The organism is Rhizobium sp. 21-4511-3d, from assembly GCF_053522545.1.
This window is the reverse complement of the sequence record NZ_JBNWCF010000004.1, coordinates 345531-367256: the sequence shown is the minus strand read 5'-3', so window position 1 is coordinate 367256 and position 21726 is coordinate 345531. Positions and strand designations below refer to the sequence as shown.

The window sequence follows — 21726 nt, the reverse complement described above, 5'->3', positions numbered from 1 at the left end:
CTTCACTCTGCGCCGACGAGGGAAAGGTGGCCGCCGCGGTTGTCGAGCCAGTGGCCGACCGTCTCCGAGATGTGATCAAGGCCTTCGAGGCGCATGTTGCAGCCGCTTTTCGACGGCGGCAGGCGGCTCGGAAGGCGCTTCAGCGCCTCAGCCATCACAGCCGGATTGGCTGACTGGTCCGGCAGCAGCATATCGACGAGGCCGAGTTCGCTAGCGCGCTGGGCGCGCAGCAGCTGCTCTTCGCGCGGCTTGACGCGCGGCACGATCAGTGCCGGCTTGTCGAAGGACAGGATCTCGCAATAGGTGTTGTAGCCGCCCATGGCGACGACGGCCGTGGCGCCTGCGATCAGCTCTTCCATGTGATTGTCGAATTCGATGACCTCGATCGCCGCGATCTTCTCACCCTTCTTGACGAGCTTGGTCCGCTCCGCCGCGGGCATATAGGGGCCGAGGACGACGAGGGCCTTCTGCTGCAGTGTTTGGTCCTGTTCGTAGGCGTTCATCACGTCATGGACGAGATCTGAGCCATCGCCGCCGCCGCCGGTGGTCACCAGGATATAGTTGTCCTTAGGCGTGTTCAGCGACTTCTTGCTCTTGGAGACGCTGCGCTGCAGGAAGCCGACGAAATCCATCTTGCGGCGGACATTGGCGGGAACGTCGAGACCAACGAGCGGGTCGTAGAAATCAGGCGGGCCATAGACCCAGACGCTGTCGTAATACTGATCGATCTTCTGCATGATGCCGTTGCGCTTCCACTCGGCGTCGAGCAGATGCGGGGCGTCCATGATTTCGCGCAGGCCAAGCACCAGCGTCGTGCCGCGGGCCTTGAGATAGGCGAGCGTATCCTCGACTTCGCCCTTCAGGCCCATGGGCTCCTTGTCGACGATGAAGATATCCGGCTGGAAGGTTTCCGCCGTGTGGCGGATGCTCGATTCGCGCATCTTCAGCGTATCCTGAAGATCGATATGGCTCGCCATCGACGTATATTCGCCGTTGCGAAGCTTGATGACGCTCGGGATCTTCACGAAATCGACGCGGGCGCGGTAATCGAAGGCGCCGGCGATCGTGGCGCCGGAGATGATCAGGATGTTCAGGCCGCGATAATCCTCGACCAGCGCGTGGGCGATGGTCCGGCAGCGGCGCAGGTGGCCGAGACCGAACGTATCGTGGCTGTACATCAGGATGCGCGCGTCTTCGACACGTCTGGCCATGGGCAATACCTCTGGGGCGAACGACATTATCGCCCCCGCTTTCCGGAGGCCGCGCGACAGCGGATCAGACAGCCGCCGGGCGCCCTGTTATTTGTAGGGGTCTGCTGCATCGCGCAAGCCGTCTCCCAGAAAGTTGAAGGCTAGAATGACGAGAACCACCGGAATAATCGGAAAAAGCAGCCAAGGGTAGAAGGCAATCACACTTACGCTTTTTGCTTCCGTGAGCAAGATGCCCCAGCTGGTGATCGGCGGGCGCAGACCGAGGCCGAGGAAGGAGAGGGCCGTCTCGCCGAGGATCATGCCGGGAATGGAAATGGTAGCCGACGCAATGAGATGCGACATGAAACCGGGCACCAGATGGCGGCCGATGATACGCGGGGTGCTGGCGCCCATCAGTTGCGCCGCCTGCACGTAATCTTCCTCGCGCAGCGCCAGAAGCTTGGATCGCACCGCGCGCGCCAGTCCTGTCCAGTCGATGATGCCGAGAATGACCGTGATGCCGAAATAGATGACGATCGGGCTCCAGGTCACCGGCATGATGGCGGCGAGCGCCATCCAGAGCGGCAGGCTCGGCAGCGATTGCAGCACCTCGATCATGCGCTGGACGATGAGGTCGAAGACACCGCCGCGATAGCCGGCCAGACCGCCGATGACGATACCGAGCACGAAGCTGATGGTGATGCCGATCAGGCCGATCGTCAGCGAGATACGGGCGCCGTAGAGGATGCGCGAGAGCACGTCGCGGCCGAGACGGTCGGTGCCGAGCAGATACATCTGGCCGCCTTCGGCCGGGCAGACGAGGTGCAGGTTGGAATCCACCAGACCCCAGAAACGATAGGCATCGCCGCGGCAAAAGAAGCGGATCGGCTGAATATCGTTGGGCTTCTCGGTATAGATGCGGCGCAGCGTATCGATATCGAGCTGCATCGAGCGGCCATAGACGAACGGGCCGACGAACTCGCCCTTGTCGAAGAAATGTACCCGCTGCGGCGGCGAATGAATGTAATCGACATTGCGGCTATGCAGGCCATAGGGTGCCAGGAATTCGACGATCAGGATCGCGAAATAGACGATGGCGAGGAAGATGCCGGAGACCAGCGCCAGGCGGTGCTGCTTGAACTTCCACCACATCAGTTGCTTCTGCGAAGCAAGGTGGATGCGCGACTGCGCAGAGGTCATCGTCTCCTGCGCATGCGGATCGAACGGCGTGGTCGAGACAAAATGCTCCAGGGGCGCGCCGGGCGGCGGCAAGGGCGACATTATTTGGTGCTCCTGCCTTGCAAGCGGATGCGGGGATCGAGGAAGCCGAGCGCGATATCCGAAATCAGCACGCCGATGACGTTCAGGAAGGCGAGGAACATCAGGAACGAACCGGCGAGATACATGTCCTGGCTCTGCAGCGCCTTGACCAGCATCGGTCCTGTCGTCTCGAGCGAGAGGACGATCGCGACGATTTCGGCACCCGAGATGATCGATGGCAGGATCGAGCCGATATCGGCGACGAAGAAGTTCAGCGCCATGCGCAGCGGATATTTGATCAACGCCCGGGTCGGGTGCAGGCCCTTGGCGCGCGCTGTCGTCACATACTGTTTCTGCATCTCGTCGAGTAGATTGGCGCGCAGGCGGCGGATCATGCCCGCGGTTCCGGCGGTGCCGACGATGATGACGGGAATCCACAGATGCGCGAGGATCGACTTCGCCTTCTCCCAGCTCATCGGCTCGTTCAGATATTGCTGATCCATCAGGTGGCCGATCGACAGCCCGAACCAGACATTGGCGAAATACATCAGGATCAGCGCCAGCATGAAATTCGGAATGGCGATGCCGAGCAGGCCGAAGAAGGTCAGCCCGTAGTCGCCCCAGCTATACTGATGCGTGGCCGAGTAGATGCCGATCGGGAAGGCGATCAGCCAGGTAACGAGGATCGTCGTGAAGGAAACCAGGATCGTCAGCCACAGGCGGTCGCCGACCACTTCGGAGACCGGAAGCTGGTATTCGAACGAATAGCCGAAGTCGCCGTGCAGCATGCCGCCGACCCAGTAGAAGTAACGGACGATCTCCGGCTTGTCGAAGCCGTATTGCTTCCGGAGTTCCTCGATTTCCTGCAGGTTGGCGGTCTCGCCCTGGGCTCGCAGTTCGGCGATCTGGCTTTCGAAGAAGTCGCCCGGCGGCAGTTCGATAATGGTGAAGACCAGCGCCGAGATCACGAAGAGCGTCGGCACCATGGCGGCGATGCGCCAGAGAATATATCTCAGCATCTCACGTCTCCTTCAGCCAGAATGCATCGGGCATGTAGATGCCGAGGAAGGAGGTCGGGTCGAAGCCGTAGAGCGCGCGCTCGGGCACGTTCTGCATCTTCTTCGAGATCAGGATCGGCTGCAGCGCGCCGTTGATCAGGCCGATCGAATAGACCTGCTGGGTATAGAGTGCCAGCATCTTGTGCCAGATCGCTTCGCGTTCCTTGAAGTCGGCGGTCGCGCCCCACTGGTTGAGGAGATCGACGAGATCGACGACTTCAGGAATGTCAGGCGCTTTGCCTTCCTGCCCAGCGGAGAGATAGTACATGCCCCAGATCGGCCATTGCAGCTGGTCGTCGACGGTGGGCGCCAGCTGGGTCGGGGCCATATCGGCGGTCGGCACGCCGTTTTCGATACCGAACCAGATCGCCATCATGATCGAGCCGCTCATGGCGCGGTTGCGGAAGATGTCGCGCTGCGAGGTGCGGGTATAGAGCGCAATGCCGATGGTGCGGAAGTGATCGCGCACCAGCTCCAGCACGTCGGTATCAAGCGTGCTTTCGCCCGGTGTTTCGACGGTGATCTCGGCGCGCCGGCCGTCCGGCAGCAGGCGAATATCCTCGTCGTCGCGATTGGCAAGACCCAGCTCGTCGAGCAGCTTGTTGGCCTGATCCACGTCGTGCTGGATATAGGCGTCGGCATATTCCTGCTTGAAGAGCGGGCTGTCCGGCAAAACGGTATCTGCGCTCGGTGTGCCGAGCCCGTAGAAGGCGACCATATTGATCTCGTGGCGATCGATTGCCATCGACAGCGCACGGCGGAAACGGACGTCGCGGAAGAGATTGCGCCAGACATCGTCGGCACAGTTGAGATTGGGCAGCAGCGCAAGGCGGGAGCCGCGCGCCTGCTTCCAGAGATTGACCTTCACCGGGAAACGCTGCTCGGCTTCCTTCAGGAAGGTATAGTCGTTGAAGTCGATGCCGGTCGCCTGCAGGTCGGATTCGCCGGCACCTGCCTTGGCGGCGATGATCGACGACGAGCTGACGTTCAGGATAAAGCGGTCGATATAGGGCAGCTGCACGCCGTTTTCGTCGACGCGGTGGAAGAAGGCGTTGCGGTCGAAGATGAACTGGTCGGCCGGCGGCTTGGTCATCACCTTCCAGGGATCGAGCGTCGGCAGATCTGGATTTTCAGGGCGCGAGGCGCGCGACATCTTGATGTGCAGGTCGGCCCACTTCTTGACCCGGTTTTCCTTCATCAGCGCCGAGAGGCGGAAGTCGTCTTGATACTTCTTGTGGAACTGCTTCAGGTAGTGCGCCGGCCCGAAGATGACGAGCGGCAGCGGGCCCGCGAGTGCCGGCAGGAAGGTCGGGTTCGGCTTTTCCCAAGTGTAGCGGACAATGAGCTCGTCGAGCACCTCGAACTTCGGCAGGTCGCCATGCGGACGCAGCTCGAGAGCGCCGCCGCCCGGCGTCGCTTCCTTGTTGAGGATGATGTCTTCCCACCAGTAGCGGAAGTCATCGACCGTAAACGGCTTGCCATCCGACCACTTGTGGCCCTCGCGCAGGTGGAAGGTGAAGATGCGGTCTTCTTCGCTCGTGTAGCCGCCGAGAATATCTGGCTGGAACTGCAGATGCTTGTCGTAGCCGATCAGCCGCGAATAGCCGTAGACGGTCATGTAGCGAACGTCGCGCGGGCCGCCGATGATCGTGCGTACATTGCCTCCATAAGTGCCGGGCGTCAGCCCTGCTTCCTTCATGTTGACGATGCGCGGATGCTTCGGCAGGCGTTGCGGCATCGGCGGAATGGCGTCGGCGCGCAGCAGGTCGCGCAGGAACTCCGGCTCGATGTCGCGATCATCGGAAGCGGCCTGCACGAAGCCGGGTGCCATGGTCGCGCCGATCATGCCGCCGAGGAAAGTGCGACGCGTTACCATGCCCGCAACTCCTTGACATCGGCGCCCTTGCGGGCGCGCACGAAATGCCCGTCGCCGAGATCGGCATAGGCAAGCTCGGAAGCGTCGTCATGCTCGGCGGTGAAGGTCAGCCCCCAGTTCTGCTTGTCGGCTGCGCCATTCTTGCGCAGCGCCTCGAAATCGAGCGGCCGGTCTAGATCGGGGAAGGGGACGGCCGCAAGCAGTGATTTCGTATAGGGATGCACAGGGTCGCGCAGGATGATTTCGCGCGGCGCGATCTCGACGATGCGCCCCTTGCACATGACGGCGATGCGATCGGCCATGTAATCGACGACGGCCAGATTGTGCGAAATGAAGAGGTAGGTCAGCCCTAGCTCTTTCTGCAGATCCTTCAGCAGGTTGAGAATCTGTGCCTGAACCGAGACGTCGAGCGCCGAGACCGGCTCGTCGAGAATGACGAGCTTGGGCCCGAGCGCGAGCGCGCGGGCAATGCCGATGCGCTGGCGCTGGCCACCAGAGAAACTGTGCGGGTACCGGCTGAGATAGCGGCGATCGAGACCGATCGCGCCCATCAGCGCCTCGACCTTGCGCTTGCGCTCCTCGCTGTCGCCGCGGTCGTGGATTTCCAGCGGTTCGCTCAGGATGTTGCGCACCGTCATGCGCGGAGAGAGAGACGAGACCGGATCCTGGAAGACCATCTGGATCTTGGTGCGCAGCTCCTGCAGCGCGTCGCCCTTGACCGAGAGGACGTCGATGACTTCCTTGCCGTCGTTGAAAACAACCGAACCGGTGTCCGGCGTGATCGCCCGCATCAGGATCTTGCTGACCGTCGTCTTGCCACAACCGGATTCGCCGACGAGGCCGAGGCACTCGCCGCGCTTGATATCGAAGCTCACGTCATCGACGGCGCGCAGCACCGACCTTTCACCCTGGCCGAAAAGGCTGCGCTTGCGCGTCGTATAGGTCTTGGAGAGATTGTTGACCGAAAGCAGCACCTGCGGGGCATCCGCTTCGACGGTCTTCTTCTTGCCGATCAGCGATTCCAGATTGACCGGAACATCACGCAACGCCTTCAGCCGCTCGCCGGGCTTCATGTCGAAATGCGGAACCGCCGCCATCAGTCCCTTCAGATAGGGATGCTGCGGGTTGCGGAAGATCTCCTTGACCGGCCCGGCTTCCATGATTTCGCCGTGATAGATGACGACGACTTCGTCGGCCATGTTGGCGACGACGCCGAGGTCATGGGTGATCAGCAGCATCGCCATGCCGAGCTTGTGCTGCAGGTCGCGCAGGAGTTCGAGGATCTGCGCCTGGATGGTGACGTCGAGCGCCGTCGTCGGCTCGTCGGCGATCAGCAGCGCTGGCCGGCAGATCAGTGCCATGGCGATCATCGCGCGCTGGCGCATGCCGCCCGACAGCTCGAACGGATACATGTCGTAGGTGCGCTTCGGATTGGCAAAGCCGACGAGACCGAGCATTTCCTCGGTTTTCTCGCGCGCCAGCTTCTTGTCGGCATCGGTATGGATCAGCAAGGACTCGCTGATCTGGTTGCCGACCGTATGGAGTGGCGAGAGCGAGGTCATCGGCTCCTGGAAGATCGTCGCCATGCGCTTGCCGCGCAGGTCGCGCATCTCTTCGCTGTCGCGGCCATATTGCAGGATGTCGGTGGTCTTGCCGTCGAGGGGATCGGTGAACAGGATCTTGCCCGTCGCCTTGGCCGGCGTCGGCAAAATGCCCATGATCGATTGGCTGATAACGGATTTTCCTGAGCCGGACTCACCGACAAGCGCGGTGACTTTACCCGGAAGGATACGAAGCCCGGCGTTTCTTACGACACGCAGCTTGTCCCCGAAAACCGAGAATGACACGTCGAGATTCTCGATACGCAACAAGTCGGACGCGGACGCCATACCAATGATATTCCCCAGTCTTTTAGTCTGTTCCCGTTAAGGCACACTATCGTACCGCAGGCGGGGTGTCCAGTTTATGACAGGCTGGGGAAAACTGGCGCGTTCCTGCTGATTTTCAAGGATAATCCGATGTTTCAGGTTCGCCTTACTGAACGAACCTCTCAACCATCGGACGCTTCTCCTGCTTCTTCGCGTCGCGGTGAAGCAGGATGACCTGTTCGGCCTCGGACAGCCCGTTCTGGGCGACCTCCGGGAAGCTTGCGCCATCGGGCAGCGCCGGCGGCGTGATGCGCGGCTGCAGCACCGTGACCTTCTGGCGGATGCCGCGCAGCTTTTCCTCGCCGAGCGTCGTCCACTCGCCGCCGCAATAGCCGGCGAAGGCCTGACTCGCGACCACTTCCCGATTGTATTTCTTGGTCAGCGACTGCAGGCGCTGCACTTCGTTGACCGCGGAGCCGAAGGCCGAGAAAGTCAACCGGTCCTTGAGGCCGACATTGCCGAACATGACATTGCCGATATGCAGGCCGATGCCGTAGCGGATGGCGTTCAGGCCCTTTTCGGCGCGCTCGCCGTTCAGTTCGGCGACGCGGGTCTGCGCCTGATGGACGGCCGAGAGAGCGGCCTGCGTGGCGATCTTCGACGGATCTTTGTGGCGGCCGCACGGATAGACGGCGAGGAAGCCGTCGCCGAGGAAGCTCAGGATTTCGCCGCCATTGCGGTTGAACGGTGCAGCGATCGCGTCGAAAAACTCGTTCAGCGTATCGATATAGGCCTGGCGGCCTTCCTTCTCGGCAAACATCGTCGACTGGCGCATGTCGCCCATGACGAGGGCGGCGCGGATCGTCTCGCCGTCGCCGCGGCGGATCTGGCCGTTCAGCACGCGCTTGCCGGCATCGCCGCCGAGATAGGTCGTCAGCATGTTGTTGGCGAGCTTGCCGAGCACGGCCATCTTGGCAGCGACCGCCAGGTGGTTCTGCATGCGCAGCAGCGCCTCGATCATATCGTCGGAAAAGCCGGAACGCGAGTCCGTCGACCACGAACCCATCATGCCCTGGACCGAACCGTCGCCGAAAGGCTGCACGAAGGCGAGGTAGTCGGTGATCTTTTCCTTGCGCAGGTCGTCGAAGATCGGAAATTCCGCCGGTCCTTCCTGGCTCATCCGGCGGCGGATGTGCTGCAGGTTGTTGTCCAGCAGGTAATAGTAGGGGCTCTGCAGGAAACGGTCCGGCTTGGCGCCGGCAGAATGCCGGTAGCCCTCGATCGTCACGCCGCTGGCGCGCCGCCAGGTAAAGCTCAGCGCGTCATAGAGCGGATGCAGCATCGAAAAGGTCAGGTGGACGCGGGCGATCGGCAGACCGGCAGCGGCAATGCGCTCGCAGAAACCGCGAACGATATTTTCCAGATCGTCCCCGGCCAGCGAAGAATTCGTCAGCCATTCAGCGACGCGGTCCAGAAGAATCGAGGACACGCTGGATTCGATCGTGCTCATCTTTGGTATTATCCTCATCAAGCACGTCCATTCCCGAAGCGACGAAAAACCTGCCTGCAGCACGGTCGCGCGCAGGGCGGGGGTCAAGATGGACGAGCGGTATTATTGTGTCAACGATCTGCCGAAGACCCGGCAAACCTACCTTTCAGAGCCCGAAAAGAGCGAGGACGGATGTCCTTTCTGGTGGTTCATTATCCTATTCAAATAGGCATATGATCGATCCGAAACAATGCTATCCGGATAATTTTCTGCCTTCGGTTTCGATGTCTGCGCCAAGCGAGTCATTTCGGCCACAGTCAGCGCCAGTTGCCGGGCGATTGAGGCGGCTATCGGGCAAAATCGATCACGATCGCTTCACCGATGCGTCAGCGCCAAGGCGGGTTTAAATCCTTGCGATCTTGCATTATCTCACGAGGACTTTCCTCTTTCGAAGAGACCCGTCTTGGCCAGCTCGCAGACTTCAATCGCCCTTTCCGCAAAGATCAAAGACCGCACCGCCCGCGCCGGCATCATCGGCCTCGGCTATGTCGGCCTGCCGCTTGCCATGGCGATTGCCCGCAGTGGCTTTCCGGTCACCGGCTTCGACATCGATCCGAAGAAGATCGTCGCCCTCGATGCGCGCAAATCCTATATCGACGCGGTCACCGACGAGGCGCTGAGTGCGGAGATCACCGCCGGCCGCTTTGGCGCGACGACCGAGTTTGCCGGGCTGAAGCAATGCGATGTCATCGTCATCTGCGTGCCGACGCCGTTGACCAAACATCGCGATCCCGACCTATCTTATGTCGAAGCGACCTCGCGGGCGATCGCCGAGCATCTGCGCCCCGGCCAGCTCGTCGTGCTGGAATCGACCACCTATCCCGGGACGACCGACGATGTCGTCAAGGTTATCCTGGAGAAGACCGGCCTGAAATCCGGCACCGATTTCTTCATCGGCTTTTCGCCGGAGCGCGAGGATCCGGGCAACCAGCATTACAACACGGCGACCATCCCGAAGGTCGTTGCCGGCGACGGTCCCGATGCGCTGGAGCTGATGACGGATTTCTACGGCGCGGCCGTCAAGACGGTGGTGCCTGTGTCGTCGAACGCGACGGCTGAAGCCGTTAAGCTCACCGAGAACATCTTCCGTTCGGTCAATATCGCCCTCGTCAACGAACTGAAGACCGTCTACGCCGCGATGGGCATCGACGTATGGGAAGTGATAGATGCGGCGAAGACCAAGCCCTTCGGCTACATGCCCTTCTATCCCGGCCCCGGTCTCGGGGGACACTGCATTCCGATCGATCCCTTTTATCTCACCTGGAAATCCCGCGAGTACGAACTGCCGACGCGCTTCATCGAACTTGCCGGGGAGATCAATTCGGCGATGCCGCGTTATGTCGTCGGCAAGCTTGCCGAAGCGCTCGACATCCGGGCCGGCAAGGCGCTGAGCCGCAGCAAGGTGCTTGTGCTCGGCCTCGCCTACAAGAAGAACGTCGCCGATATCCGCGAGAGCCCGTCGCTGCGGCTGATTGAGATCATCGAGGAGCGCGGCGGCAAGGCCGATTACAGCGATCCCTTCGTTTCAGAAATTCCGCCGACGCGCGAATATCAGGCGCTCAAGGGCCGAAAGTCGGTCGAGATCAGCGCTGCGACGCTGGCAAATTACGATGCGGTCCTGATCGCCACCGATCACGATGCGGTCGATTACGCAGCGCTTTCAAAGCGTGCACCGCTGATCGTCGATACGCGCAACGTCTTCACGCGCCTCGGCCTCACCGGCGATCACATCATCAAGGCGTGACGCTGACCGCACCGAGCTTCTTGCCGGTCAGCTTGCTGGCGGCGACGGCATAGCCGCCGCTGGCGCCATCGATGAAATGCATGTGGTCGCGTGACAGCGGCGTCGGCACGAAGCAGGTCATCAGCGCCGATTCCTGCCGGTGCAGGCCGTAGCGGGCGATGCCGTTCCGCTGCGCGTCCTCGAGCAGCGCCTCGATGCGCTCGAACCGCGCGCGGTCGACATCGATCGTCATCTTCAATCCGTCGTCGAACTTGCGGAAATCGGAATTACCCGCGACATCCCGCTTGTAGCGCCGGGCGTCGAATGGGCCGAAGGGAATGCCGAGCCTGTAGAACAGCGTTGTCAGGGCAAGCTGCATGATGATCATGAGCTTCTGGCGCAGCCTGTGGCCGGGCGCGGTCGCCTTCGCCTCGCGGTCGATGCCTTTCATCGAGAAGGAAAGCTTCGGTCCGTCGAACGGTACCGGATGGCCGCCACGGCCCTGTTCGGAGGAGATCGCCACGATCTTGGTGACCAGCGACTGGAATTCCGGGCCGGAGCCTGCTGCGCCGGGTACGGCGATGATCGAGACGATCTCGCCATTCTCGGCGGCAATCGGGTTCCACCGGCAGGAGAGGCCTTCAAGATCCGGGCGCGTGCCAGGCGATGCAGGATCGATGGCATACTTGCCGTCCTTCATCTGCCGCTCAGCCCAGCTGTTGCCGCCGCCGGCAAACATCGCATAGGTCACGTAGGGGCTCGCCGAGTAGCGCGCCACGCGGACATCGAGACCTTCCTGGCGGATATCGGCTACCGGAACGATGGCGGCGCGCAGCGTCAGATCGAGATCTTCCTTCACCCAGGCCTGAACGGCGGCAAGCGCCTGCCGGGCGGCGTCCTCCTGCGAGGCGGGAAGCGCAATCAGTGCGCCGTCGCCACCGAAGACGAAGGGATAGTCGCCCTTTCCGACCGCGTTCAGAACGGCCGAGATGACCGAGGCGCCGGCCATGTTGACGTCCTTGTAGCGGCCGTCTTCGATCGCCTGCGTCGATCCCACGATATCGGCAAGGGCGAGAATCCAGCCCTCGGGGAGGGGGCGGTAGTTGCCGGTATTGGCCACGCCTTCGAATTCCGCGAAGACGGGTACCGAGGCAAAGAACTGATCATTCGAAACGGCGCTCATGACCCCGACCTTATCACAGACAGTTGTTGCGGCGGCAACGCCATTTCCTCAGTTACGGCAATCGACTTCTGACAGTTTCGTGTGATAGCACCGGAAGATAAAAATGAATGACGGACAAGGACATAGATGAGCCGCCTCGACAGCTTCATCCGCCGCCTGACGGCTCAGCGCGATATCCTCAATTCCATCGTCGACCTGGTTGGCCCGCTTGAGGGACCGGTGATCGAATTCGGTCTCGGCAACGGCCGCACCTACGATCATCTGCGCGAAATCTTCGCGGGACGCCGCATTATCGCCTTCGACCGCGAGGTCCGTTCCTATTCGACGTCGACGCCGCCCGCCGAAGACATGGTCACGGGCGACATCAAGAAGACCGGCCAGGCTTTCATCGGCATCGATGCGGCGCTTGCCCATGCCGATATCGGCACCGGTCACGATGAGATCGATGCGATCACCCTGACATGGCTGCCGCAGCTGATGGTCGGCGTGCTCCGCCAGGGCGGCATCGCCGTCTCCGGTCTGCCGCTCGACCGGCCGGAGCTCGAGCAGCTGCCGCTTCCCGAAGGCATCAAGTCCGGCCGTTATTTCCTCTACCGCCGCAAGTAATCAGTCGTTGCAGATCGCCGGTACAGGTCCGCTCGTGGAAAGCCGCGCATAGCGGCGTTCGAAATCGGCTGCGAGATCGCCGAGCGTCACGGATTTCAGCCGGGCGAGGATCAGCGCCTCGGCCTCGCGCAGCGCATCGCCGACGGCATCGTTGACCGCCTGTTCCACGAGACATTCCGGATGGTCCGAGGCGGGGCCGATCGCAAACAGCTCCGGCTCACCGATCGCCTGATAGACGTCGAGCAGGGCGATCTCCGCCAGCGGCTTGACCAGCGTCCATCCGCCGTGATGGCCTTTTTCCGAGCGCACATAGCCCTGATCTCTCAGCCCCGCCATCGTGCGGCGCACGACCACGGGATTGGTGTTCAGCATTCTGGCGATCATCTCCGATGTCGCGGATTTCTGATGCCGCTCCATGTGGATCAGCACATGCAGCATGCGGGAGAGGCGGCTGTCGCTTCTCATCGTGGGTCCTCATATTCCTGTCGCCGATCTATCTCATGTCTATCGTAACAACACAAGTGACATGAGGCTTGACTGCGCCATTTCATGTAACTTATGTAGGTGCGTGATCATCGATATGGAGTAAGGTCATGCACTATGAAGCGATCGTCATCGGCGGCAATTTTGCCGGTCTCTCGGCTGCCATGCAGCTCGCCCGCGCCCGCCGCAAGATTCTGCTGATCGACGCGCAGAAGCCGCGAAACCGGTTCTCGCAAGCTTCCCACGGTTTCCTGGGGCAGGACGGCGTAGCGCCGGCCGCGATCATTGCGGAGGGAAAGCGCCAGCTCGCCGCCTATCCGACGGTTGCCTTTGCCGATGGCGAAGCGATCTCGGCATCAAAGACCGGCGACAAGTTCTCGGTTGCCCTGAAAGATGGCCGCGAATTCACCGCGAGCCGCCTGATCCTCGCGACCGGCGTGAAGGACACGCTGCCCGAGATCCCCGGCCTGTCCGAACGATGGGGCCGCACCGCGCTGCATTGCCCCTATTGCCACGGCTACGAAGTGCGCGACCGCGCGCTCGGCATTCTCGGCAGCCATCCCTTCTCGGTGCATGCGGCGCTGCTTCTGCCCGATTGGGGACCGGCCACCTATTTCTCGCAAGGGCTCTTCGAGGCTGATGCCGACCAGCACGCGCAGCTGGCCGCCCGCGGCGTCACCATCGAAAATACGCCGATCGCGGAATTTATGGGGACAGCCCCGGAGCTAGAAGCCGTGCGTCTTCAGGATGGGCGCGTCCTGCCGCTTTCTGCGATCTTCGTCGCGCCGAAGGTCTCGATGGCAAGCCCGCTCGCCGAGCAACTGGGATGCGCATTCGATGAGGCTCCACTCGGCCCGGTCATCCGCCTCGATGACCGCAAGGAGACGACGGTGAAGGGCGTCTATGCCGCGGGTGACGCCACGAACCCGATGCATAACGCGACGCTCGCCTCGGCCTCGGGTGTTCTTGCTGGGGTGCATTGCCACCAGTCGCTGGCGCTGCCGGTCCTGCACTAAGGCAGGAAGAGTACGTCGTACTGATCGATAGAGCCGGGCAGATCGCGGACCTTCATCTGCTGCTCGCCTTCCTCGAAAAAAACGAGGCAATCCTCGTAATGGGAGGCGAGCGTCATGATGAAGTCGCGGGTCTGCTCCGGGCCGTAGAAGAGCGGCGTGAACTCCATGTAGAGAGGCACGCGGCGGCCCATCAGCTCAGTCATCGACCGGCACGCGACGGGCTCGTAGCCCTCGATGTCCATCCAGACGAGACCGACGGCACTCTGGTCGAGCCCGAGATCGCCGAGAATGGCGGCAACGGGCCTGACGGGTACGCTGATCCTGATGTCCGTCGGGCTTTGCCGGATGGCACTGCTCTTGCCGTGATTGGCGGCATTCATGAAGAAATCGATCTCACCGGATGCCTCGCCTGCGGCGCAATTGACCGGAGTGACCGTCGTCTCCAGCCCGTTCTGCTCGATATTGGTCTTCAGCAGCGGGAAGTTGCGGGGATCGGGCTCAACGCTGACGATGCGCGAATACGCACCGCTCAGTGCGAAATAGACGGTCTGCGTGCCGATATTGCCGCCGAGCTCGAGGAGCAAGCTGTCCTTGCGCAGCAGGCCGCGTTCGCGCAGCACGGCAAGCAGCCGGTCGACATTCTCACGCTCGAAATGGCCCTTCCGGAACACCTTGCGGCCGATATAGTCCGATGGCGAGAAGGTCATCCGGTGGTCGCCGGCATCGACGGTCATCGTCAGAACGCGCGGCCCGATGTTCTCGATCAACAGGCGGCGGCCGAAGCGGGTATCGAAGAAGCGCGTCGCGGCCGCATTGCGCAGCTTCCGGATCCGCTTCATCCAGTATTTCTTCGTCAGCAGCGGATTTGCGGCCATCAGGCTTTTCCTTGAAGCGGCTGCGCCGCCTTGTCCTTGGAGATCACGTAGACCTTGAGCGGCAGCGCCCGGCCGCGAACGCTGATCTCATGGCTCTCGATACCTTCCATATCGGCACCCGCGAGTTCCGCAACCGGCTCCGAAATGACGATCGCCGCGTCGAATTCCTTGGCCGCGTGTTCGAGGCGGCTCGCGACATTCACGGTGTCGCCGACGGCCGTCAGGCTGCGCACGCGCCCGTAACCCATCGTACCGACGACGGCGGGGCCAGTGTGGATGCCGATGGCGATATGCAGTGGTATCGAAAGCTCATGCGCCAGTTCCTCTCCGAGCTTCTCGATCTCTTCGGCGATCGTCGCGGCAGCGCGCAAAGCTTGGCGGCAGCCTTCTTCCGGCGAGGTGTTGATGCCGAACAGCGCCATCGCGCCGTCACCGATGAACTTGTCGACGCGTCCACCCGCCTGTTCGACGGCCTTGCCGACCAACGCGAAATAGCGGTTCAGCAGGAAGACGATATCGAAAGGCAGGCGCGGTTCGGTCAGCGTCGTGAAGTTGCGCATATCGCAGAAGAGCACGGCAATATCGCGTTCCCGCCCAGGGCTCGTTTCCTGGGTATTGGCGGGCAGGGCGGCTTCCGTCGCCGGGATCAGGAGCGGTACGACGGTCAGATCGTGGTTGGGGCGCAGCTGGCAGGCGAGGCGTACGTCGGGTGCGGCATTGATGCGCTTCAGCGTCGTCTGTTCCATCTTGTCGGGCGGCGGTAGGCTTTCGTAATCGCTGAGGATCTGCACGCGGCAGGTGGAACATTGCCCCTTGCCGCCGCAGACCGAATAATGCGGCACACCGCCAAGGCGGCTTGCTTCCAGCACGGTGAAGCCGCGCGGCACCTTGATCGTTTCGCCCGCAGGATAGTGGACCGCGATCTGGTCGGTGGCTTCCTTCCACCGGCGGCGGCTGCGGGCAAGCACGACAGTCAGGAGAGCCAGTGAAAATCCGCCGTAGAGCCCGGCCCGGATCATGGCGATCTGGCGCTGCGCATCGGGATCGGAATAGTAACGGCTGTTGAGATTTTCCTGGTAGCGGCCGGTATCGACGAGGCCTTCATAATCGGGCTCGGCGATCGTCCGGCCCATCTCGACGAAGCCGAGCAATGCCAGCACCGGCAACAGGATTGCCAGTGCCAGCAGCAGCGGCGAGAAGGCCTGATACCAAGGGCGGTAGCGCAGCCAGTAATGCAGGCCGATACAGCCATGCGTCCAGACGATTACGACTGCGAGAGCCTGACGGACGCCGTTACCCGGCGAGGTGATCCACAGCAGCCGGACGATCGTCTCGTAATTATCGACGTAATTATAAAGCTCGTGGACGACGCGCGTGCCGATCACGTGATCCATGATGATCAGCGGGATGGCGAGACCAAGCGCGATCTGCGCCAGCTCACCCTTCGGCATCACAAGGCTGCGCCGGATATAGAGCGAGCGCAGCGCCAGCGCCATGTGGATGAAGATCGCAGTATAGAGCACCACCGTGCCGACGGGATTGCGCCAGGGAATCATGAACAGGCGGCGGGCATCGTCAGCGGCGTTGACCGAAATCAGCCCGACCGCGTGATTGGAGAGGTGCAGCGTCACGAAAACAAACATCACGAGTCCGGCGCCGAGGCGCGCGCGCCGGATGTTCCGTTCCGTAAAAAAGCCTGTGTCTGCGACCGCCATTCATTCCCGTTCTTGAAGATCGAATCTCTTATGAAATAGAGATGTTCGAAGAGAAGCGGAATGCCGCCTTCTTCAACTGCGATCACATTCTATATGTTCACCGGTAACTCTTAAGGAAGCAGACCATAGCGCAGAATTTCGCCGCCGGCCGGACCGGGAATTGGAAACGGTGCGTCTCCGGAGGCGTCCACTGATGCGCATTGCATTCTACGCTCCGCTGAAGTCCCCGGATCATCCCGTACCATCGGGTGATCGGCTGATGGCGCGGCTCCTGATGCAGGCGCTCGAGCTTGCCGGTCACGAGGTCGAGCTCGTCTCGTCGTTCAGAAATTTCGCGGCTTCGCCGGAGGCGGCTGCAGCGCTCGAAGAGGGACGTCAGGCCGAACTCTTACGGCTGAGGCAGAAATTCGTGGCGGGCAGCAGGCCCGATCTCTGGTTCTGCTATCACCCCTATTACAAGTCGCCCGATCCGTTCGGCCCGGCACTCGCCGCCGAGTTCGGCTTCGCCTATGTCACGGCCGAAACCTCCTATTCGCCAAAGCGCGATCATGGCCCCTGGCAGCCATATCAGGTGCTCGTCGCCGAGAGCATCCGGACGGCCGCGGTCAATATCGCAATGACGGAGCGCGACCGGCTGGGTGTTGTGAGCGCAATCCCCGAAGCACGCGTGGCTTCGCTTGCGCCGTTCATCGACCCGAAGCTCTTTGCAGCTCCGCCTGCAGGAGAGAATCCGAAGCGCCTGATCGCGGTAGCGATGATGCGTCCCGGCGACAAGATGCAGAGCTATGAGCGGCTTGCCGCCGCACTCGGCAAGATCGAGTCCGCCGACTGGATGCTGTCGATCGTCGGCGACGGACCCGAGAGGGCGGCTGTCGAAGCCCTGTTTGCCAGGTTCGAGCCCGAGCGGATCGAATGGCATGGCGAGCGTAGCGCCGAAAAGGTTGCGGCGTTGCTCGGCCAATCCGGCATCTATGTCTGGCCGGGATGCGGTGAGGCCTATGGTGTTGCCTATCTCGAGGCGCAGGCCGCGGGCCTCCCCGCCGTCGCGGAAAATACGGCCGGTGTGCCGGCAGTGATCGAAAACGGCCGCAGCGGCGTATTGACAGCAGAGGGCGATATCGCCGCTTATGGTCAGGCCATCCGCGATCTCCTGGAGCAGCCGGAGAGACGTCGGACGATGGGAGAGGCGGCGCGCCGCTTCGTGCTGGAAGAGCGCTCGATCGCGACAGCGGCCAAGGCGCTCGACGGCATATTGAAACAACATGCAGGAGTGAAGTGATGAGCGGCAACGAAGCCTGGGAACCTCTTCACAACGAGTTGGCACGCTGGCAGGAGGCCGGCCGCACCGCCGTTTTCTGGTGGCGCGATGACGACGCCTTCGAGCCGACGGTCGCCCTCGATACGCTGCTCGATCTCGCCAATCGCTACGAGGTACCGGTGACGCTCGCCGTCGTTCCGGCGAAGGCCGGTCAGCCGCTCGCGCGCCGTCTCGCGGGTGAGCGTCACGCCGCCGTCGCCGTCCATGGCTGGGCGCATCACAATCATGCCAGCGAGAGCGAAAAGAAGCAGGAGCTTGGGCATCACCGGCTGGCCGAGGCCGTGCTCGGCGAGCTCTACCATGGCTTCCTGCACCTGAAGCAGCTGCACGAGACCTCCTTCGTGCCGATGCTGGTGCCGCCGTGGAACCGCATCGACCCGCTGCTGATCCCCAAGCTCTCGGCGCTCGGCTTCGAAAATCTCTCGACCTATGGCCCTGCCGCCGACGAAGAGCCGATCGGTATTCTCAATACCCATGTCGACATCATCGACTGGCACGGCACCCGTGGAGGCCGGCCGGATGAGGAGCTGATCGCGGAATTGGTGGCGGAGCTGCAGACCCGCTTCGACGGCAGCGACGAGCCGATTGGCCTGCTGACCCATCACCTCGACCATGATGTTCAGGCCTGGGGCTTCTGCGAACGCCTGTTCAATGCAACGGCAGGCAATAAGGCCGTCGCCTGGAAGCCGGCGGCGGCGCTGATGAAAGCTTAGATTTCGACGACCTGATTGTCGCGGGCGGCAAAGGAGCCGGGGAATACGGCCTGCGCGTCGAGCTCCATCTGGGCGAGCTGCGTGTCGGTGCGCGAGGGCGCATGGTGGAAGAGCGCGAAACGCTTGGTGCCCGCCATCTTTGCCAGCTCGGTGCCGTGCTGCCAGGTGGAATGGCCGAAGCCCTTGAAGCGCTGCATCTCGTCTTCGTTATAGGTGCAGTCATAGACCGCCAGATCGGCGCCCTTCATCATCTCCAGCGATACGGGATCGTAGGAGCCGGGGATGTGTTCGACGTCGAAGACCAGTGCCAGCGACCGCCCGCCATATTCGATGCGGTAGCCGATCGCGCCGCCCGGGTGGTTCAGCATGTAGGTCTTGATCCTGACGCCTTCGCGCGGCTTCAGGATTTCGCCGGCATGGAAGTCGCGGAAATTCATCGTCGCCTGGCAGATATCCGTCTTCACGGGGAACCACGGCGGGCTGATGAACTGGTTGACCATCTCCTTGGTGCTCATCTTTCCGTCCAGATGACCCGACCAGATATTCAGGTGGATCGACGGATAATAGATGGCCTTGAAGAAGGGCAGGCCGATGATGTGGTCGTAATGGCAGTGGCTGAAAAACAGATCGACATCGCTGACGCTCTCATTGAGCATCGCGAGACCGGCTTCGCGCAGGCCGGAGCCCGCGTCGAAAATCATACGGTGGGCGCCGCAGCGGACTTCGATACAGGAGGTGTTGCCCCCGTAGTGATCGAATTCGGGTCCCGAAACCGGGATGCTGCCCCGTACGCCCCAAAACTTTACCTGAAACAGTTCTTTGCTCATTCTTTCGTCAAGCGGACCGTGCCGAGGCTGCAATCGTAACCACAATCTGATCGGGTTGCGAAGTGCGCAGTTCTACGGACAAGCCGTTTCCTTACCAATCCGCCTACCGCTACAGGCAGAACAAGTAGATTTTCCTAAGCAAGCGGTTTTCGCCTTGGATTGCAACTGCATATGGTTTGTTTTCCGTAAACGGAAGCGGCTGGGCCATCAAACGGCGGAGAATGCATCCGTTTCTCTCGACATTAGATGGGTTCTAATGTCGCAAATTGCAAACTCGGTTGTCAGCCGGGATGTAAAGGCAATGTCACAAAACTGAAATCCAACTGTCGCAAAGCTGTCATGTGGCCTGCCTAAATGTCGCCTTACTTTTTGCAGCGACATCGGTCCATCCCATGAGTGCCCCCGAAAATTCACCGATTTCCGCCGTTTCCGCGGCCGGGCTCGAATTGAGCTATGGGGATACCCGCATCCTCAAGGGCATCGACTTCATTCTCGATCGCGGGCAGACGCTGGCGCTTCTCGGCCCTTCGGGCTGCGGCAAGACCACGCTGCTGCGGCTTGTTGCCGGTCTGCTGGTGCCGACCAAGGGCTCTGTCGCCATTGCTGGGCAGACGGTTGCGGCTCAGAATGTGTTCGTTCCGCCGGAGCGCCGCGGTCTCGGCATGGTCTTCCAGGACTATGCGCTCTGGCCACATCTGACGGTCGGCGGCAACGTTTCCTTCCCGCTTGAAATGCGCGGCGTCGGCAAAGCCGAGCGCCAGGAACGGACGATGCGGGCGCTCGACAAGGTCGGACTTGCGGCCTACGCCGACCGGCGCCCGAGCGATCTTTCCGGCGGCCAGCAGCAGCGCGTCGCAATCGCCCGCGCCATCGTTGCCGAACCGCAGCTGATCCTCTTCGACGAGCCGCTTTCGAACCTCGATCGCGAGCTGCGCGAAAACATGGTCGGCGAGCTCGCTGATCTGATTGCGACATTGGGCCTGACGGCGATCTACGTGACCCACGATCACAGCGAAGCGCTCACGCTTGCCGATCACGTTGCGGTGATGCGCGGCGGCTTGATCGAGCAGCTTGCATCGCCCGACATGCTGATCGAACGCCCGGCCACGCCCGAGGTTGCCGACTTTTTGCGGCTTGGCTGTCTCGCCGGGATCGAGCGCCGCGGCGCGATCTGGTTCTTCAAGGGCAGCGACGTGGCGCTGATGCCGGCGGAAGACGGCGCGGCGCGGTCTGCCCGCATCCTGATCCCGACCGCCGGTATTTCGGCGGGCGAGGATACGCCGGAGCGGCTGAGCGCCGAAGTGCTGCGCTCGCAGTTTCGCGGCGACGGTCATCTGGCGACGGTTGCGCTTGCCGGTCTGCCTTCCGTCGAGCTGCAGGTGCTGAGCCGCCTGAAGTTGCGCCCCGGCGAACGCATCGGCCTTGCCGTCGATGCAGCACAGATCCGCTGGTTTCAAGAGACTGCCGATAATTCAAAACAGGAGAGACTAGAAAATGTTTAAGTCTTTGAAGAGCATCACTTTTGGCGTTGTTGCCGCCGCGCTGATGGCCGGCGTCGCCCACGCTGACGTTACCGTTTACACCGCTGGCCCACAGAGCCTGATCGACAAGCTGTCGGCTGGCTTCACCAAGCAGACCGGCGTCAAGGTCAATGTTTTCCAGGCAACGACCGGCAAGGTCATGGCCCGTATCGAAGCCGAAGCCGCCAATCCGGTTGTCGACGTCGTCATCTCGGCTTCCTGGGACACGGCAAACGATTTCGCCAAGCGCGGCTGGCTCGTCAACTATTCCAGCCCGAACGCTGCCAAGGTTCCCGACTTCCTGAAGTCCGAAGGCGCCGTCGCGCAGGGCATCTCGGCTCTCGGCATCGTCTGGAACTCCAAGAGCGGCACGCCGAAGCCTTCCGAATGGGCCGACCTGACGAAGCCGGAATACAAGGACCTCGTCAACATTCCGGATCCGGCCCAGTCCGGCTCCTCCTTCGAGCTGACGGCGGCTCTCGCCGGCCAGGACAGCTGGAAGCTCTTCAAGGATCTGAAGGCCAACGGCGCGATCATCGCCGGTGCCAATGCCGACGCCCTGAACCCGGTTCTCCAGGGTGCCAAGGCCGTCGTCTTCGGCGCGGTCGACTACATCGCTCTCGCCGCCCAGAAGAAGGGCGAGAACATCGAAGTCGTCTTCCCGGCATCCGGCACCGTCATCGCGCCGCGCCCGGCCATGATCATGAACTGGTCCAAGAACCAGGACGACGCCAAGAAGTTCATCGACTACATGCTGTCCGATGAAGGCCAGGCTCTCGTTGCCGGCGAAATGCTGATGCCATCGCGCACCGACGTTGCCGCCAGCCGTCCGCTGATCAGCGACCTGAAGCTGCTGAAGTACGATTCGGCTGCCGTCTACGGCAAGCGCAAGGAAACGCTGAAGACCTTCGCCGATCTCTACGGCGCCAAGTAAGCAGGGCAGGCA

18 protein-coding genes are annotated in these 21726 nt (G+C 61.9%); 7 read left to right on the top strand and 11 right to left on the bottom strand.

From position 1 onward, the window contains the following. Nucleotides 1-2: 2 nt before the first annotated feature. The 6 genes from ACQZ5H_RS12535 to ACQZ5H_RS12510 form a co-directional block, all read right to left on the bottom strand. Nucleotides 3-1211, bottom strand: a complete 1209-nt coding sequence (locus ACQZ5H_RS12535) for a glycosyltransferase family protein (RefSeq protein WP_112712338.1) — start codon at nt 1209-1211, stop codon at nt 3-5. 87 nt (nt 1212-1298) lie between these two features. Next, the gene (locus ACQZ5H_RS12530; protein ID WP_449097892.1) at nt 1299-2471 is read right to left on the bottom strand and encodes an ABC transporter permease; all 1173 of its coding nucleotides are present in this window, start codon (nt 2469-2471) and stop codon (nt 1299-1301) included. Next, nucleotides 2471-3469, bottom strand: coding sequence for an ABC transporter permease (locus ACQZ5H_RS12525; protein WP_203431083.1), 999 nt, complete (start codon nt 3467-3469; stop codon nt 2471-2473). The genes ACQZ5H_RS12530 and ACQZ5H_RS12525 overlap by 1 nt, the downstream gene beginning before the upstream one ends. A 1-nt stretch (nt 3470) precedes the next feature. After that, nucleotides 3471-5384 (bottom strand): ABC transporter substrate-binding protein, encoded by a 1914-nt coding sequence (locus ACQZ5H_RS12520; protein ID WP_449097891.1) that lies wholly within the window; start codon nt 5382-5384, stop codon nt 3471-3473. Next, nucleotides 5378-7273 (bottom strand): ABC transporter ATP-binding protein, encoded by a 1896-nt coding sequence (locus ACQZ5H_RS12515; protein ID WP_112712330.1) that lies wholly within the window; start codon nt 7271-7273, stop codon nt 5378-5380. The genes ACQZ5H_RS12520 and ACQZ5H_RS12515 overlap by 7 nt, the downstream gene beginning before the upstream one ends. Nucleotides 7274-7418: 145 nt before the next feature. Next, the gene (locus ACQZ5H_RS12510; protein ID WP_449097890.1) at nt 7419-8762 is read right to left on the bottom strand and encodes an adenylate/guanylate cyclase domain-containing protein; all 1344 of its coding nucleotides are present in this window, start codon (nt 8760-8762) and stop codon (nt 7419-7421) included. 442 nt (nt 8763-9204) lie between these two features. Between ACQZ5H_RS12510 and ACQZ5H_RS12505 the strand changes: the two genes are divergently transcribed. Then, on the top strand, nt 9205-10545 hold the full coding sequence (locus tag ACQZ5H_RS12505; protein WP_449097889.1) for a nucleotide sugar dehydrogenase: 1341 nt from the start codon (nt 9205-9207) through the stop codon (nt 10543-10545). Here the strand turns inward: ACQZ5H_RS12505 and ACQZ5H_RS12500 are convergent. Continuing rightward, nucleotides 10535-11707: a DUF3095 domain-containing protein gene (locus tag ACQZ5H_RS12500; protein ID WP_449097888.1), complete on the bottom strand. Its 1173-nt coding sequence runs from the start codon at nt 11705-11707 to the stop codon at nt 10535-10537. The two genes, ACQZ5H_RS12505 and ACQZ5H_RS12500, sit on opposite strands and share 11 nt — an antisense overlap. A gap of 126 nt (nt 11708-11833) precedes the next feature. Here ACQZ5H_RS12500 and ACQZ5H_RS12495 point away from each other — a divergent pair, with 126 nt between their 5' ends. Continuing rightward, the gene (locus ACQZ5H_RS12495; protein WP_449097887.1) at nt 11834-12313 is read left to right on the top strand and encodes a class I SAM-dependent methyltransferase; all 480 of its coding nucleotides are present in this window, start codon (nt 11834-11836) and stop codon (nt 12311-12313) included. Here the strand turns inward: ACQZ5H_RS12495 and ACQZ5H_RS12490 are convergent, their stop codons facing one another. Beyond that, nucleotides 12314-12778, bottom strand: a complete 465-nt coding sequence (locus tag ACQZ5H_RS12490) for an Rrf2 family transcriptional regulator (protein WP_199625418.1) — start codon at nt 12776-12778, stop codon at nt 12314-12316. Nucleotides 12779-12906: 128 nt separating this feature from the next. Here ACQZ5H_RS12490 and ACQZ5H_RS12485 point away from each other — a divergent pair, with 128 nt between their 5' ends. Further along, complete coding sequence (locus ACQZ5H_RS12485) at nt 12907-13812, top strand: NAD(P)/FAD-dependent oxidoreductase (protein ID WP_449097886.1); 906 nt, start codon at nt 12907-12909, stop codon at nt 13810-13812. Here the strand turns inward: ACQZ5H_RS12485 and ACQZ5H_RS12480 are convergent. Next, complete coding sequence (locus ACQZ5H_RS12480; RefSeq protein ID WP_449097885.1) at nt 13809-14687, bottom strand: FkbM family methyltransferase; 879 nt, start codon at nt 14685-14687, stop codon at nt 13809-13811. The two genes, ACQZ5H_RS12485 and ACQZ5H_RS12480, sit on opposite strands and share 4 nt — an antisense overlap. Beyond that, nucleotides 14687-16402 (bottom strand): adenylate/guanylate cyclase domain-containing protein, encoded by a 1716-nt coding sequence (locus ACQZ5H_RS12475; protein ID WP_112712315.1) that lies wholly within the window; start codon nt 16400-16402, stop codon nt 14687-14689. Before ACQZ5H_RS12475 ends, ACQZ5H_RS12480 begins: the two co-directional genes overlap by 1 nt. A gap of 193 nt (nt 16403-16595) precedes the next feature. Here ACQZ5H_RS12475 and ACQZ5H_RS12470 point away from each other — a divergent pair, with 193 nt between their 5' ends. Next, nucleotides 16596-17681 (top strand): glycosyltransferase family 4 protein, encoded by a 1086-nt coding sequence (locus ACQZ5H_RS12470; RefSeq protein WP_449097884.1) that lies wholly within the window; start codon nt 16596-16598, stop codon nt 17679-17681. After that, nucleotides 17681-18433, top strand: a complete 753-nt coding sequence (locus ACQZ5H_RS12465) for a polysaccharide deacetylase family protein (RefSeq protein WP_449097883.1) — start codon at nt 17681-17683, stop codon at nt 18431-18433. The genes ACQZ5H_RS12470 and ACQZ5H_RS12465 overlap by 1 nt, the downstream gene beginning before the upstream one ends. Here the strand turns inward: ACQZ5H_RS12465 and ACQZ5H_RS12460 are convergent. After that, nucleotides 18430-19260, bottom strand: coding sequence for an MBL fold metallo-hydrolase (locus tag ACQZ5H_RS12460; protein WP_112712309.1), 831 nt, complete (start codon nt 19258-19260; stop codon nt 18430-18432). The two genes, ACQZ5H_RS12465 and ACQZ5H_RS12460, sit on opposite strands and share 4 nt — an antisense overlap. Before the next feature lie 392 nt (nt 19261-19652). Here ACQZ5H_RS12460 and ACQZ5H_RS12455 point away from each other — a divergent pair, with 392 nt between their 5' ends. Next, nucleotides 19653-20762 carry an ABC transporter ATP-binding protein gene (locus ACQZ5H_RS12455; protein ID WP_449097882.1) on the top strand — a complete coding sequence of 370 codons (1110 nt, stop codon included), beginning with the start codon at nt 19653-19655 and terminating at the stop codon, nt 20760-20762. Next, nucleotides 20755-21714, top strand: coding sequence for an ABC transporter substrate-binding protein (locus ACQZ5H_RS12450; RefSeq protein WP_112712305.1), 960 nt, complete (start codon nt 20755-20757; stop codon nt 21712-21714). Before ACQZ5H_RS12455 ends, ACQZ5H_RS12450 begins: the two co-directional genes overlap by 8 nt. Nucleotides 21715-21726: the final 12 nt, after the last annotated feature.

Bases quoted from the DNA above. Each gene is read 5' to 3' on its own strand.
- ACQZ5H_RS12475 (WP_112712315.1), bottom strand. From the start codon at position 16,402: ATGGCGGTCGCAGACACAGGCTTTTTTACGGAACGGAACATCCGGCGC.
- ACQZ5H_RS12455 (WP_449097882.1), top strand. From the start codon at position 19,653: ATGAGTGCCCCCGAAAATTCACCGATTTCCGCCGTTTCCGCGGCCGGG.
- ACQZ5H_RS12495 (WP_449097887.1), top strand. From the start codon at position 11,834: ATGAGCCGCCTCGACAGCTTCATCCGCCGCCTGACGGCTCAGCGCGAT.
- ACQZ5H_RS12500 (WP_449097888.1), bottom strand. From the start codon at position 11,707: ATGAGCGCCGTTTCGAATGATCAGTTCTTTGCCTCGGTACCCGTCTTC.
- ACQZ5H_RS12470 (WP_449097884.1), top strand. From the start codon at position 16,596: ATGCGCATTGCATTCTACGCTCCGCTGAAGTCCCCGGATCATCCCGTA.
- ACQZ5H_RS12460 (WP_112712309.1), bottom strand. From the start codon at position 19,260: ATGAGCAAAGAACTGTTTCAGGTAAAGTTTTGGGGCGTACGGGGCAGC.
- ACQZ5H_RS12465 (WP_449097883.1), top strand. From the start codon at position 17,681: ATGAGCGGCAACGAAGCCTGGGAACCTCTTCACAACGAGTTGGCACGC.
- ACQZ5H_RS12535 (WP_112712338.1), bottom strand. From the start codon at position 1,211: ATGGCCAGACGTGTCGAAGACGCGCGCATCCTGATGTACAGCCACGAT.
- ACQZ5H_RS12490 (WP_199625418.1), bottom strand. From the start codon at position 12,778: ATGAGAAGCGACAGCCGCCTCTCCCGCATGCTGCATGTGCTGATCCAC.
- ACQZ5H_RS12450 (WP_112712305.1), top strand. From the start codon at position 20,755: ATGTTTAAGTCTTTGAAGAGCATCACTTTTGGCGTTGTTGCCGCCGCG.
- ACQZ5H_RS12515 (WP_112712330.1), bottom strand. From the start codon at position 7,273: ATGGCGTCCGCGTCCGACTTGTTGCGTATCGAGAATCTCGACGTGTCA.
- ACQZ5H_RS12530 (WP_449097892.1), bottom strand. From the start codon at position 2,471: ATGTCGCCCTTGCCGCCGCCCGGCGCGCCCCTGGAGCATTTTGTCTCG.
- ACQZ5H_RS12480 (WP_449097885.1), bottom strand. From the start codon at position 14,687: ATGGCCGCAAATCCGCTGCTGACGAAGAAATACTGGATGAAGCGGATC.
- ACQZ5H_RS12520 (WP_449097891.1), bottom strand. From the start codon at position 5,384: ATGGTAACGCGTCGCACTTTCCTCGGCGGCATGATCGGCGCGACCATG.
- ACQZ5H_RS12485 (WP_449097886.1), top strand. From the start codon at position 12,907: ATGCACTATGAAGCGATCGTCATCGGCGGCAATTTTGCCGGTCTCTCG.
- ACQZ5H_RS12525 (WP_203431083.1), bottom strand. From the start codon at position 3,469: ATGCTGAGATATATTCTCTGGCGCATCGCCGCCATGGTGCCGACGCTC.
- ACQZ5H_RS12510 (WP_449097890.1), bottom strand. From the start codon at position 8,762: ATGAGCACGATCGAATCCAGCGTGTCCTCGATTCTTCTGGACCGCGTC.